15 protein-coding genes and 1 rRNA gene are annotated in these 12,667 nt (G+C 70.3%); 8 read left to right on the top strand and 8 right to left on the bottom strand.

The annotated features are described in order from the left end of the window. Positions 1 to 60 precede the first annotated feature (60 nt). The 3 genes from E1181_RS07565 (at position 61) to E1181_RS07555 (ending at position 1,946) form a co-directional block, all read left to right on the top strand. A complete protein-coding gene (locus E1181_RS07565) occupies positions 61 to 675 on the top strand; it encodes a macro domain-containing protein (RefSeq protein ID WP_132673243.1) in 615 nt (204 codons plus the stop codon). Positions 676 to 750: 75 nt separating this feature from the next. Then, on the top strand, positions 751 to 1,251 hold the full coding sequence (locus tag E1181_RS07560) for a DoxX family protein (protein ID WP_132673242.1): 501 nt from the start codon (positions 751 to 753) through the stop codon (positions 1,249 to 1,251). A 56-nt stretch (positions 1,252 to 1,307) separates the two neighbouring features. Next, the gene (locus E1181_RS07555) at positions 1,308 to 1,946 is read left to right on the top strand and encodes a response regulator (RefSeq protein ID WP_132673241.1); all 639 of its coding nucleotides are present in this window, start codon (positions 1,308 to 1,310) and stop codon (positions 1,944 to 1,946) included. Between the two features lie 194 nt (positions 1,947 to 2,140). Here the strand turns inward: E1181_RS07555 and rsrA are convergent, their stop codons facing one another. Together rsrA and E1181_RS07545 are read right to left on the bottom strand one after the other, a co-directional pair. After that, entirely contained in the window at positions 2,141 to 2,464 is a 324-nt protein-coding gene (gene rsrA, locus E1181_RS07550) for a mycothiol system anti-sigma-R factor (RefSeq protein ID WP_132623453.1), read from the bottom strand. After that, positions 2,461 to 3,129 (bottom strand): sigma-70 family RNA polymerase sigma factor, encoded by a 669-nt coding sequence (locus E1181_RS07545; protein ID WP_372448896.1) that lies wholly within the window; start codon positions 3,127 to 3,129, stop codon positions 2,461 to 2,463. The genes rsrA and E1181_RS07545 overlap by 4 nt, the downstream gene beginning before the upstream one ends. A gap of 225 nt (positions 3,130 to 3,354) precedes the next feature. Here E1181_RS07545 and ybaK point away from each other — a divergent pair, with 225 nt between their 5' ends. Next, positions 3,355 to 3,831 carry a Cys-tRNA(Pro) deacylase gene (ybaK, locus tag E1181_RS07540; RefSeq protein WP_132673240.1) on the top strand — a complete coding sequence of 159 codons (477 nt, stop codon included), beginning with the start codon at positions 3,355 to 3,357 and terminating at the stop codon, positions 3,829 to 3,831. Between the two features lie 282 nt (positions 3,832 to 4,113). Here ybaK and E1181_RS07535 read toward each other — a convergent pair whose 3' ends face one another. From E1181_RS07535 to E1181_RS07525, 3 genes are read right to left on the bottom strand one after another with little or no spacing between them, the layout of a single operon-like run. Continuing rightward, positions 4,114 to 4,725, bottom strand: a complete 612-nt coding sequence (locus E1181_RS07535) for an alpha/beta hydrolase family protein (RefSeq protein ID WP_132673239.1) — start codon at positions 4,723 to 4,725, stop codon at positions 4,114 to 4,116. Further along, complete coding sequence (locus E1181_RS07530; protein WP_132673238.1) at positions 4,722 to 5,438, bottom strand: SOS response-associated peptidase; 717 nt, start codon at positions 5,436 to 5,438, stop codon at positions 4,722 to 4,724. The genes E1181_RS07535 and E1181_RS07530 overlap by 4 nt, the downstream gene beginning before the upstream one ends. Before the next feature lie 20 nt (positions 5,439 to 5,458). Further along, positions 5,459 to 6,214 (bottom strand): SOS response-associated peptidase, encoded by a 756-nt coding sequence (locus E1181_RS07525; RefSeq protein ID WP_132673237.1) that lies wholly within the window; start codon positions 6,212 to 6,214, stop codon positions 5,459 to 5,461. A gap of 126 nt (positions 6,215 to 6,340) precedes the next feature. Here E1181_RS07525 and aroA point away from each other — a divergent pair, with 126 nt between their 5' ends. From aroA to E1181_RS07510, 3 genes are all read left to right on the top strand, one after another. After that, positions 6,341 to 7,609, top strand: coding sequence for a 3-phosphoshikimate 1-carboxyvinyltransferase (aroA, locus tag E1181_RS07520; protein WP_132673236.1), 1,269 nt, complete (start codon positions 6,341 to 6,343; stop codon positions 7,607 to 7,609). A 16-nt stretch (positions 7,610 to 7,625) separates the two neighbouring features. After that, positions 7,626 to 8,633 (top strand): ribosome small subunit-dependent GTPase A, encoded by a 1,008-nt coding sequence (rsgA, locus tag E1181_RS07515; protein WP_132673235.1) that lies wholly within the window; start codon positions 7,626 to 7,628, stop codon positions 8,631 to 8,633. A 134-nt stretch (positions 8,634 to 8,767) separates the two neighbouring features. Beyond that, complete coding sequence (locus tag E1181_RS07510) at positions 8,768 to 9,622, top strand: hypothetical protein (RefSeq protein ID WP_132673234.1); 855 nt, start codon at positions 8,768 to 8,770, stop codon at positions 9,620 to 9,622. Here the strand turns inward: E1181_RS07510 and E1181_RS07505 are convergent, their stop codons facing one another. Next, positions 9,623 to 10,120 (bottom strand): DUF6912 family protein, encoded by a 498-nt coding sequence (locus E1181_RS07505; RefSeq protein WP_132673233.1) that lies wholly within the window; start codon positions 10,118 to 10,120, stop codon positions 9,623 to 9,625. Further along, positions 10,117 to 11,553 (bottom strand): WS/DGAT/MGAT family O-acyltransferase, encoded by a 1,437-nt coding sequence (locus tag E1181_RS07500; protein WP_132673232.1) that lies wholly within the window; start codon positions 11,551 to 11,553, stop codon positions 10,117 to 10,119. Before E1181_RS07500 ends, E1181_RS07505 begins: the two co-directional genes overlap by 4 nt. An 81-nt stretch (positions 11,554 to 11,634) precedes the next feature. Between E1181_RS07500 and E1181_RS07495 the strand changes: the two genes are divergently transcribed. Beyond that, the gene (locus E1181_RS07495; RefSeq protein WP_132673231.1) at positions 11,635 to 12,396 is read left to right on the top strand and encodes a TrmH family RNA methyltransferase; all 762 of its coding nucleotides are present in this window, start codon (positions 11,635 to 11,637) and stop codon (positions 12,394 to 12,396) included. 153 nt (positions 12,397 to 12,549) lie between these two features. On the opposite strand, the gene rrf is transcribed toward E1181_RS07495, so the two are convergent. Beyond that, a 5S ribosomal RNA gene (rrf, locus tag E1181_RS07490) occupies positions 12,550 to 12,666 on the bottom strand. Between the last annotated feature and the right edge of the window lies 1 nt (position 12,667).

The raw sequence follows: 12,667 nt of genomic DNA, 5'->3' as shown, positions 1-12,667 counted from the left end.
TAAACGCCACGTCGTCGCGGATGTGACCTACCCAATGCCACTACGCGGTGCATTCCTGCGATGCTGTGGGGCGTGACCGCAGATTCGGGGCGCTCATCGGCAGAGGGAGCGGAGCCGGAGCTGCAGCTCGTCCTGTGCGCGTTGGACGAGCCGCTGGCCGCTGCATGGCAGGAGATCGCGGAAAGCCGGCCCGGCATTTCCGTTCATCAAGGCTCGGTTCTCGACGTTCAGGTGGACGCCGTCGTCAGCCCCGCCAACTCCTACGGCTGGATGCGCGGTGGCATCGACGCGGTGTACGCCCGCGCCTTCCCAGAAGTCGAGGAGCAGGTGCGCAGCGCCGTGCTCGCCTATCACGGCGGTGAGCTGCCGGTGGGCGAAGCGCTGCTGGTCCCCACCGGTGTCCCCAGCCCGATCTGGCTGATCAGCGCACCGACCATGCGCGAGCCCGGGGAGACGCTGCCCGCCGACACCGTGCACCCCTACCTCGCGGCGCGCGCGATGCTGCGGCTGTGGGCGAGCGCGGTGCTCGACAACGGCGCCCCGGTGCACCGGGTGGTGCACTCGATCGCGATGCCCGGCCTGGGCACCGGAATCGGCGGAGCAGCGCCTCAGCTGTGCGCCCGCCAGGTCGCAGCTGCCTGGGACGAGGTCTTCGCCCAGGTCGATCTGCACTGACGCCCGCTGCCAGGCGGAACGGAGCCCTGAAAAGTACCGTCAGGCCCAAGACGACCCATCTAGGAGGTTCCCCCGATGCTGATCCGCCGTCTGGCTCGTCCGATGCTGGCTTCGATCTTCATCATGGGTGGGATCGGTGCCCTCAAGGACACCCCGAACCACGCCAAGGGCGCTGCTCCGCTGCTGGAGAAGGCGACCGACCCCGTGCGCGACATGCTGCCCGAGCAGATGCCGACCGATCCCGAGACGCTGGTGCGCATCGACGCCGGCGTGAAGATCGGCGCGGGTGCCCTGCTGGCGCTGGGCAAGTTCCCGCGACTGGCGTCGCTGCTGCTGGCGGGCAGCATCGTCCCGACCACGCTGGCCGCGCACCGCTTCTGGGAGGAGCAGGACCCGCAGCTGCGCTCCGAGCAGCAGATCCACTTCCTGAAGAACCTGGGTCTGCTCGGCGGCGTGCTGCTGGCGGCGGTGGACACCGGCGGCAAGCCGAGCGTCGGCTACCGGGCCCGCAAGAGCGCCCGCATCGCCAAGAAGACCGCGAAGAAGACCGGCGCGAAGAACGCCAAGAAGAAGTAGCCCGAAAATCGACACTGCTGCGCGGACCGCCACCGGCGCCCATTAGCGTGGACGTCGTGGCGGTCAGGGTGCTGTTGGTCGATGATCACGAGGTCGTCCGGCGAGGTCTGCGCGACCTGCTGGACACCGAACCCGACGTCGAGATCGTCGCCGAGGCGGGAGGCGTGGGCGAGGCGCTGGCGCGCGCTCAGGCCACCGCACCGGACGTGGCGGTCATCGACATGCGGCTGCCCGACGGCGACGGGCTGGAGCTGTGCCGCAAGCTGCGGGCCTTGGACGACGCGCCGTACTGCCTGGTCCTGACTGCCTTCGACGACGAGCAGGCGCTGGTCGGCGCGATCAACGCCGGCGCTTCGGGCTACATGCTCAAGCAGGTCCGCGGCCAGGACCTGGTCAACGCGGTCCGCGAGGTCGCCGCCGGCCGGTCGCTGCTGGACCCGGTCACCACCGGGCGGGTGCTCGAGCACCTCCGCCAGTCCAGCAGCCCGGAACCGGACGAGCTGGCCGCCCTCACCGAGCGCGAGCGCAAGGTCCTGGAGCTGATCGGCGAGGGCCTGACCAACCGCCAGATCGCCGAGCGCCTGTTCCTGGCCGAGAAGACCGTCAAGAACTACGTGACCTCAGTCCTCGCCAAGCTCGGCATGGAACGCAGAACCCAAGCAGCAGCCTGGGTAGCCAGAAGAGAAAAGCCCTGAAACCGTCAGGCAAGCGGCGAAGCCGCTTTCTCCTTGAACCACCTGAGCAGCTTGCGCCGCCGCGGGTTCTGACACGTCGCCTGGCGAGGACGCCGCGACGCCGTGTATTGGCATACATCAGGAGTGGCGCCCGGAGTCCAGGCGGCGTGTCAGGTTCCGCTACCCGCACCGCCACGCAAAACGCCCCGAGCGATCTAAGCCTTCTTGGCTCGGACTTCTACTGAGGTTCCTTCTGGTCCGTGCTCGACGGTGATCTCGGCCTTGCTCAGGACCGCTTCGCGGATCGACGAGCGCAGGCGGTCCTTGAGCTCCGTGGGAGCGTGCTCACCGCTGCACTTGCGCTGCAGCAACGCCTTCAGGTGTTCCTCGATGCCGAAGTGCTCCAGGCACGTTCCGCAACCATCGAGGTGACGCTGCACGGCTTCGCGCCGCGCCTGGTCGCACTCGTTGTCCAGGAACAGCCACACCTCGGCGAGCGCGTCCTGGCAGGATGCCTCGTCCGGCTCACCGCAATTCATGAAGTGCTCACCTCCTGCTGGGTCTCCCGCAAGAAGCCTCGATCACGGGCGACGTCGGTGAGCATCTCACGCAGCTGCCTGCGACCACGGTGCAACCTCGACATGACGGTGCCGATGGGGGTGCCCATGATCTCGGCGATCTCCTTGTATGCGAAACCTTCCACGTCCGCGAGGTACACGACCATGCGGAACTCCTCGGCCAGCAGCTGCAGCGCGGCCTTCACGTCGGTGTCGGGCAGCCGGTCCAGCGCTTCGACCTCGGCCGAACGCAGTCCCGTCGACGTGTGGTTTTCGGCCTGCGCGAGCTGCCAGTCGGCGATCTCATCGGTCGGCTGCTGCTGCGGCTGTCGCTGCCGCTTGCGGTAGCCGTTGATGTAGGTGTTGGTGAGGATCCGGTACAACCAGGCCTTCAGGTTCGTGCCCTGCGTGAAGGACTTGAACGCCGAGAACGCCTTCAGGTAGGTCTCCTGAACGAGGTCTTCGGCGTCCTGAGCGTTGCGGGTCATCCGCAGCGCCGCACCGTAGAGCTGGTCCAGCAGCGGCATCGCGTCCTGCTCGAAGCGGGCCGCGCGCTGCGCGTCGGTCTCCTCCGCCCGCTCGACGTCCTGCGCGGTGGCAGCGTCGGTGCGCGCGGTGTTGGCAGAGTCCTCTGGGGTGCTAGGCACCAGGCTCCTTTCCCGCCGCCCGGACGATGTGGCGGCAGACGACGAACCCATGCACTCCTTCGCATGGTCCGTGTTCGAGGATACCCGCGCTGTCCTGCCATTTCCTGGCGGCGACAGCTGCGGGCGCGGTGGGCGGTCCAGCACGCAGGTGTTCGTCGAATCCATCGTCACGCTGGGTGCAACACCGCCTCCGGGGGCGCTATTCCGGGCTCTACAGTGACGTGCGTGGCAGGCAAGGGAACTCCGGCGACGGCGCTGTTGACCAAGAAGGGCGTGACGCACCGCGTGCACGCCTACGACCACGACCCGCGTGCCGAGTCGTTCGGCCTCGAAGCCGCCGAAGCGCTCGGCCAGTCACCCGATCGAGTGTTCAAGACGCTGGTCGCGGACGTCGACGGCAATCTCACCGTCGGTGTGGTTCCCGTCACCGGGCAACTCGACCTGAAGGCCCTGGCCGCTGCCGCAGGCGGCAAGAAGGCCAAGATGGCCGAGATCGCCGCGGCGGAACGAGCCACCGGCTACGTCGCGGGCGGCATCTCCCCGCTCGGCCAGAAGAAGCGCCTCCCGGTCGTCATCGACACCTCCGCCCAGGCCTTCGACACGGTCTTCTGCAGCGCGGGACGCCGAGGCCTGGAGATCGAGCTGTCCCCGGACGAGCTGGCGAACCTGCTGGGCGCGACCTTCGCCGAGATCTCGGCCTGAGCGGGCCCGAGGGGAGCGACCCCGCAGGACCGCTCCCCTCGGCACCTGGTGCCGCTGCCGCGCAACAGCCGCACCCCGCGCCGGACAAGCTCGGGAGAATCGTCCTGTCCGGTTGCACGAGCTCGGGGGCCCAGCGCCGACCGATGTTGAGGTCTCCGGACGCGACGGAGCAACGCGGGGAATTTCAGATGGTGATCAAACCCCGACGCCAGGCCTCCCACCTGCGCAGGAAAAAACCGGAGCACGCGGCTCCGCAAAGCGAAGTCACCCGCCCGAGCGACGTCAGTCGATCAACCGCAGCACCCGCGTCAGCCACTCCGACGTCGCCCGGTGCACGGCATCGACGTCGGCCTTGAGCGAGTGGTCCCCGGCCACCAGCACGACCTCGCGGTTGTGCGCCGGCTCGGGCCTGCCGAACGCGTCGCGCTCGCCCTGCACGACCAGCACCGGGTTCTCCACCGCGTCGATCTCCGACGCCCGCGACTTCTCCGGCTTGCCCGGCGGGTGCAGCGGGAACGCCAGGCACAGCACCGCCTCCGCCTCACCCGCGTCCGCGGTGCGGCAGGCCACCCTCGCCCCGGAGGAACGCCCGCCGAAGATCAGCGGCAGATCGGCGAACCAGCGCTCACCGAGGTCCTCGACCACCGCCAGCCACGCCGCGTCCAGCTGCTTGGCCGGTGCCGGAGCCCGGCGACCGGCCACCCGGTAGGGCTGCTCGACCAGCGCCACGTGCACCCCGGCGCCGGTGGCCGCGCGGGTCGCCGCCACCAGGTCGGGCGCGTTGATCCCGCCGCCCGCGCCGTGCCCCAGCAGCAGCGCGGCACGACCTTCCTCAGCGCAGTGCAGCTCGGCCCGTGCCGGGCCGTGCGGGGTGTCGACCTCGATGCTGGTCATGACTCGAACAACGCCGCTTGCTCAGCCGGCTCGGGCACCGGATCGGCAGGTTCCAGCAGGTCAGGATGGTTGTTGCGCATGCTGTTCACCTCGGTCGACACGGTGTGGAGCGCCAACTCCCCGAGCACGCCGGGATCGGGGCGCAGCAACTCGTCGATCTCGCTGCGCGCGGGATCCAGCCAGTCCGCCCAGCGCTCCTCGGGCAGCACCAGCGGCATCCGGTGGTGGACGTCGGCGAGCTCGCCGACCGCATCGGTGGTGACCACCGCGCACGTCACCAGCGGCGGGCCAGCGGTCCTCGGGTCCCACCACGCGGAGAACACCGCGGCCATCGCCATGCTCGCGCCGTCTCGCCGCTTGCACAGGTAGGGCTGACGCCGCTTGTCACCGGGCTTCCACTCGTACCAACCCGTCGCCGGCATCAGGCAGCGGCGCCGCCGCGCGGACTCGGCGTAGGCCGGCTTCGCGGTGATCGTCTCCGCCCGCGCGTTGATCATCGGAGGCCCGCCGTCGGCCTCCTTCGCCCAGGTCGGCACCAGACCCCAGCGCACCGGCCGCACGCTGCGCTCGGCGCCGCGCTGCACCACGATCGGGACCGTCTTGGTGGGCGTGATGTTGAAGTCCGCGCCGTTCGCGCCCTCGGTGCGATCAGCGGCCGCGAACTCCTCCGCCAGGGCCGCCGGGTCCCGCCGCACGGCGTAGCGACCACACATCCGCTCTCACCTCGACTCGACTACTGCTCCCGGTCCAAACCTACCGCCTTCTCACGCGCGTCGAGAGACACGCGATCGAGCAGTTCCACGCCGTTGTTGCGAACGCTGTTGACCGCGGTGGAAACCGGCCTGACCTCCAACGATTCCGCGATCTCCAGCGACGGCGGTGCGAGCAGGTCCGACACGTCCGGCTGATCGGGATCCAGCCACTGCGACCACGCCCCCCGCGGCAGCAGCAGCGGCATCCGGTCGTGCACGTCGGTCAGCCGGCCGACCGCCGCCGCGGTCAGCACCGAGCAGGTCACCAGCGGTTCGGCCTCGTCGTTCTCCCGCCAGGTCGAGTAGATGCCCGCCATCGCCAGGCTCGAACCGTCCGGCGGCGTCATGAAGTACGGCTGCTTCGCGCCGCCCTCGCGCTTCCACTCGTACCAACCGTCGGCCGGGACCAGGCAGCGGTAGCGCTTGATCGAACTGCGGAACGCGGGCTTGCTGGTCACCGTCTCCGACTTGGCGTTGATCATCCGGCTGCCGATGGACTTGTCCTTCGCCCAGAACGGCACGAGGCCCCACCGCATCACCCGGATCGACCGCTCGGTCCGCTCCAGATCGGCTTCCCCGGTCTCGTCCTGCGGATGCCGCTGGACCACCGTCAGCACCCGCTTGGTGGGGGCGACGTTGAAGTCCGCGCCCGGCGCCGCACCACCGGTGGCGTCCAAGGCGGCGAACTCCGCCGCGAGCTTCCCGGGATCCTTGCTGGAGGCATATCTGCCGCACATCCGGAGTCCAACCTCCCGCGAGTCGACGGCGTGTCCACTTCATCCTGGCAGTCCCGTTCATCCCAGGCGAGGGTCATGACCGCCCCGGCGCTGAAATACCCGGGTGGAATGCGGGATCATTGGTGCATGACCCAGCTCTGGCCTGCTCCCGCCGCCACCGGCGCGGTGCGCGCGACCGTCCCGCTGCCCGGATCCAAGTCGATCACCAACCGGGCTCTGGTGCTCGCCGCGCTCGCGGACGGGCCCTCCGCGCTGCGCGCACCGCTGCGCAGCCGGGACACCGAGCTGATGGCCTCAGCGCTGCGCTCGCTGGGCGCCACGATCACCGACGGCCCGGACGGCTCGTGGCAGGTCACCCCGGCCGACCTGCGCGGACCGGCCGAGGTCGACTGCGGCCTGGCCGGAACCGTGATGCGCTTCCTGCCCCCGGTCGCCGCGCTGGCCACCGGGCCGATCTCCTTCGACGGCGACCCGCAGGCCCGCGCACGACCGCTGGGCACCGTGCTCGACGCGCTGCGCGAGCTCGGCGCCGACATCACCGGCGACTCCCTGCCCTTCGAGGTGCGCGGCAGCGGCAACCTGACCGGCGGCACGGTCACCATCGACGCCTCGGCGTCGTCGCAGTTCGTCTCCGGCCTGCTGCTGTCCGGCCCGCGCTTCGACAAGGGCGTCACCGTCCGGCACTCCGGCCCACCGCTGCCGTCGCTGCCGCACATCGAGATGACCGTCGAGATGCTGCGCGACGCCGGAGTCGTCGTCGACGCCTCCCAGCGCAACACCTGGCGCGTCGAACCCGGCCCGATCAGCCCCCTCGACGCGGACGTCGAACCCGACCTGTCCAACGCGACCCCGTTCCTGGCCGCCGCGGCGGTCACCGGCGGCACCGTCACCGTTCCGGGCTGGCCGGCCAGGACCACCCAGCCCGGCGACGCGATCCGCGACATCCTCACCAAGATGGGCGCCGACGTCCGCCTCGACTCCGACGGCCTGACCGTCACCGGCCCCGACGAGCTGGCGCCCGTCGACATCGACCTGCGCGCCGTCGGCGAACTCACCCCCACCGTCGCCGCGCTGGCCGCCCTCGCCTCCGGCCGGTCCCACCTGCGCGGCATCGCGCACCTGCGCGGCCACGAGACAGACCGGCTCGCCGCCCTGGAGACCGAGCTGAACAAGCTCGGCGGCAACGCCCAGCAGACCGAGGACGGCCTGATCATCGACGCCCGCCCGCTGACCGGCGCCGAATGGCACTCCTACGCCGACCACCGGATGGCCACCGCGGGCGCGATCCTCGGCCTCGAGGTGCCCGGCGTGGTGGTCGAGGACATCGCCACGACCAGCAAGACCATCCCGGACTTCCCCGGGATGTGGACCGCGATGCTCGGGGAGTCCGCGTGATCCCGGGGGCCCGCAGATGAGCAAGCGGGGCTGGCGGAACCTCGACGAGTCCGACGTGCGGGTGCGCCCCGGGAGGGGCAGCAGGCCGCGCAGCAAGCAGCGGCCCAAGCACTCCGACGCCGCCGAGGCCATGGTCATCGCCGTCGACCGAGGCCGGTGGACCGTCGCCCTCGACGGCGACCCGGACCGCGTCGTCACCGCCATGCGAGCCCGCGAGCTCGGGCGCACCCCGGTCGTCGTCGGCGACCTGGTGGGCGTCGTCGGCGACATCTCCGGCAAGCCCGACACGCTCGCGCGCATCGTCCGCGTCGCCGATCGCGCCAGCGTGCTGCGCCGCACCGCCGACGACACCGACCCCTACGAACGAGTGGTCGTCGCCAACGCGGAGCAGCTGATCATCGTCACCGCGCTCGCCGATCCACCGCCGCGCCCCGGGTTCATCGACCGCTGCCTGGTCGCCGCCTACGCGGGCGGGCTGTCGCCGGTGCTGTGCCTGACCAAGGCCGACCTCGCCGACCCCGGCGAGTGGATCGCCAGCTACTCGTCGCTGGACATGCCGATCACCATCACCAGGCTCGACGCCGAACCCGACGAGCTGCGCGACATGCTCGCCAGCCGGGTCTCCGCACTCGTCGGCCACTCCGGCGTCGGCAAGTCCACGCTGGTCAACAAGCTGGTCCCGGACGCCGAACGCGCCACGGGCGAGGTCAGCGGAGTCGGCAAGGGCCGTCACACCTCGACCTCCGCGGTCGCGCTGGCGCTGCCCGGCGCCGGTTGGGTCGTCGACACACCCGGCATCCGCTCCTTCGGGTTGGCCCACGTCACCGCAGACGACGTGATCACCCCGTTCGAGGGGTTCGCCGAAGCCGCCGAGGAATGCCCGCCGAACTGCGGCCACCTCGGCGGCACCGACGACCCCGACTGCTACCTCGACACCTACACCGAGAAGGAAGGCGGCAGCCCCGATCAGCTCGCCTCGCTCCGCCGCCTCCTGCGCTCCCGAGCCGGCCTCGACGAGGCTTGACGGAGGGGTGCCCGCGGGGCTCGAGCCATCCCTCTAACGGGGAAGCACGTTCCCGGTGGGGTTGGAACTTCGTTGCTAGCGTTGGCCAGCGACGACGTCCAAGCCATCCGCCACCCGTGACAGGAGCACGCCCGATGCCCCGTGCCCGCACCAGGACTGCGGTGTTGTCCGCTGGTCTCGCCCTCGCCGCAACGCTCAACGCCTGCACCAGCGAGCAGCCCCAACCACACGCGGCACTGCCGATGGCCCGTCCCGATCCGCGTCCCGTCGCCGAGGCCGTTCTGGCCGACACGATCAACAAGATCAACGCGCGCGGCACCGCGCACGCCACCATGACCGGCAGCCTCGGAATGGTCGGGCAGCTCAACGCCGACGGAGTCGTCCGGTACCGGGGCCCGCAGGCCGATCTCGCGCTCGACGGCAAGACCCGCAACGCGCGCACCGAGGAGCTCGCCCTGTCCATCGTGGACGAAGTCGGCTACCTCAACACCCCGCTGGCCCGGCCGGACGCGACCAAGCCGTGGCTGAAGATCTCCCAGGACGGCTCGGACTTCGGCTCGAAGCTGCTCAGCCCCGCCCTGGACCAGCTGCACGAATCCGTCGACCCGCGCGCCACCTTCAGCGGCGTCGAGCAGGCCACCCGCATCCAGGGGTCGGCACCGGACACCGTCGACGGTCGTCCCACCACCCGCTACGACCTGCGGATCCTCACCGAGGAAGCCGCCAGGACCGCTCCCGACGAGCAGCAGCGCGAACGCTTCCAACGGGCCGTCGAGGACGGCGAGCGCGAACTCGGCTACCAGCTGTGGCTCGACGAGCAGGGCCTCCCGGCCAAGTTCGCCGCCACCACCAACATCGCCCAGGCGGGCGAGGTCTCGCTCACCTCCACCTACCGCGACTGGGGAACCCCGGTGGACATCCACCTGCCCCCGGCCGCCCAGGTCGGAGTCTTCGACGACCTCCCGCCGATGGCGCAGCCGCCGCGCTGATCACATGAGTTCGAGCAGGAAGGGGACTTCCTGCGGCGCGTACCAGGCGAGTTCGTGATCCTCGGCGTCGCCGAGGGCGAACTCCGCGTCCGGGTCTCCCAGGTCGGCGGCGTCGATGACCTCGGCCGCCGACCGGACCGCGTCCTCGGCCTCGGTGGTGTCCACGTGCACGGCCGCGAGCTGCTTCCAGATCACCGGGCCTGACACCTTCACCACCGCGTGGTCGAGATCCGGCCGCAGCGTCACGTCGTCCACGTCGGCGGAGATCACCACCCGCCGCTGCTCGATCTTGCCCTCCTCGTCAGCGGCCAGGAGCCGCAACGAGGCACGAGCGGCCTCCCGCATCGCGGCGTACTCGAGCTCCTCGGTGTCGCCGGTCGCGTAGGACTCGCGAAGCGCCGGAGTCAGCGCGAACGCCGTCCCGCCCAGCGGCTGCATCTGCTTGTCCGCCACCAGTTGCTGCAGCATCGGCAGCGTGGCAGGCAGGTAAATCCTCATGCGTCGACCGTCCCGATCATCTCGTCTACAGCTTCACCGATCATCGCCGCCAGCACGCCGACGTCGGGCATCGCATCCCGATCCGCGTTCAGCCCGAAGTACACCGCGCCGTTGTACGAGGTCACACCGACCGACAGCGACTGGTTCTTCGCCAGCGGCACCACCGGGAACATCTCCATCATCCTCGCCCCCGCCGCGTACAGCGGCACCTGCGGCCCCGGGACGTTGGTGACCAGCACGTTGAACAACCGGTCCGAGAACTCGTTGGCCACCCGCGCGCCCAGCGCGTGCAGCGTCGGCGGAGCGAATCCGCTGACCTTCACCAGGGTGTCCGCGGCCACCGACTGGCCGGACTCGGCGTGCGCCCGCATGGCATGGCTGACCTGGTGCAACCGCATCGTCGGGTTGCCCTCGCCCACCGGCAGGTCCACCAGGTACGCCGACACCTTGTTGCCCACGGTGCCGACCGGCAGGCTCGCCGTGTCCTGGTAGGCGGCGTCCGCCTCCGCGTCGTCGTCGCGGACCGACACAGGCACCATCGCCCGCAACGTCGTCGACGGGGTGACCACCTCGCCGCGGGAGAGCAACCAGTTCCGCAGAGCGCCGGCGACCACCGCCAGCACCACGTCGTTGACCGTGCTGCCGTGCGCCCGCCGCACCGCCCGCAGGTCGTCCAGCTTCGCCTTCGCCACGGCGAAGCGCCGCTGCGTCGACGTCGGCGCGTTCAGCGGGCCGCTGGGCGCGGGCACCACGGCGGCCCGGACGGCCGAAGCGACGCCGCCGAGAGCGCGCGTCACCTTCTGCACCGTCGCCGAGGCGTCGACCATGGCCGCCCGGACGTTCTCCACCACCTCGCCCGGCCGCTGCACCGCGTCCGTCGCCGCCTCCACCAGCAGCTGCGCCACGGTCGGAGCCGGTCGCGGCATCCAGAGCGCGTCCACGTCCTCGATCTCGCGGTTGCGCTGCAGGTCGAAGATGACCTGCCCGATGTCGATCGCACCGATGCCGTCGATCATCGCCTGGTGGGTCTTGGTGATGATCGCGACCCGGTTCTTCGACAGCCCCTCGACGAGGTACAGCTCCCACAGCGGCCGGGTGTGGTCGAGCTTGCGGGACATCAGCCGCGCCACCAGGTCGTGGAGCTGATCGTCGTTGCCCGGTTTCGGCAGCGCCGAACGGCGGACGTGGTAGGTGAGGTCGAAGTCCTGATCGTCCACCCACACCGGGCGCGCGAGGCTGCCCGGGACCTCCATCACCCGCTGCCGGTACCGGGGCACCAGACCGAGCCGCCGATCCACCATCGACAGCAGGTGCTCGTAGTCGAAATCGCTGCGAGGACGGCGGAAGACCGCGACACCGCCGACGTGCATCGGCGTCGTGTAGTCCTCCAGGTACAGGAAGGAGGCGTCGACGGCGGAAAGGCGATCGGGCATGCGGAGATCCTGGCACACATCCCCACCGGACCGAGGGGTTCACCCGCCGGGCCGCAACGCGGGCATGTGACACTTGATGGTGTGACCAGCGAAGTTTCCCCGAAGGACCGATTCGTCACCGTCTACGGCCGCAAGCCCGTGTTGGAGGCGTTGGCCGACTACGACCTGCGGGTCGACAAGGTGATCGTCGCGGAAGGACTCCGCGGTGGGGCCATCGCGGAAATCGAGGAGGCCGCCGCCGATCGCGCCGTGAAGGTGCAGCGGGCGAGCGCCCACCGGGTGAAGGTGCTGGCCGGCAACGGACGTCACGACCAGGGCGTCGTGGCCGACGTCGTCGCTCGCAAGATGCGGCCGCTCGCCGACGCGCTCGCCGACCACGCCACCGCCCCGCGCACCATCCTGCTGCTGGACGGCCTGACCACTCCCGCCAACGTCGGCATGATCCTGCGGACCGCCACCGCCTCCGGCATCGACGGCATCGTCGTCCCGCACCGGGGAGTCGCCGGACTGGACCCGCTGGTCATCAAGGCTTCCGCCGGAGTCGCCTTCCACGCTCCCGTGCTGCGCAGCCGGACGGCGGCCGAAGCGGCCGAGATGCTCACCGAGGGCGGCTACCCGCTCTACGCGCTCGACGCCGACTCGGAGCACAGCCTCTACACCACCGAATTCGGTGACCGCGCCGTGTTCGTGCTCGGCAGCGAGACCGCCGGCCTCTCCACCGAGGTGGAGGAGCGCATCGCCCAGCCGCTGTCGATCCCGATGGCCAACGAGGTCGAATCCCTCAACGTCGCCAGCGCCGCAGCGGTCCTCTGCTTCGAACTCCGGCGCCGCAGCCTCAGCTGATTCCCGCTCGGGACGGGCACCGCAGCACTCGCCGTTGCGATCGCTGCGGTGTCCGCCGGTGGATTCCGAATCAGGTATCCGCGGGGTTTTTCGGGCATGAAAAATGGGGTGGGCAGAAGAATTTCTTCTCCTGCCCACCCCATCTAAGGATTGTGTCGGCGGTGTCTTACTCTCCCACACCCTAGCGAGTGCAGTACCATCAGCGCTGGGGAGCTTAGCTACCGGGTTCGGAATGGGACCGGGCGGACCCTCCCCGCCATCGCCACCGACA

The organism is Saccharopolyspora terrae (genome assembly GCF_004348435.1).
Taxonomy (GTDB): domain Bacteria; phylum Actinomycetota; class Actinomycetes; order Mycobacteriales; family Pseudonocardiaceae; genus Saccharopolyspora; species Saccharopolyspora endophytica.
This window is presented reverse-complemented; position numbering and strand designations above follow the sequence as displayed.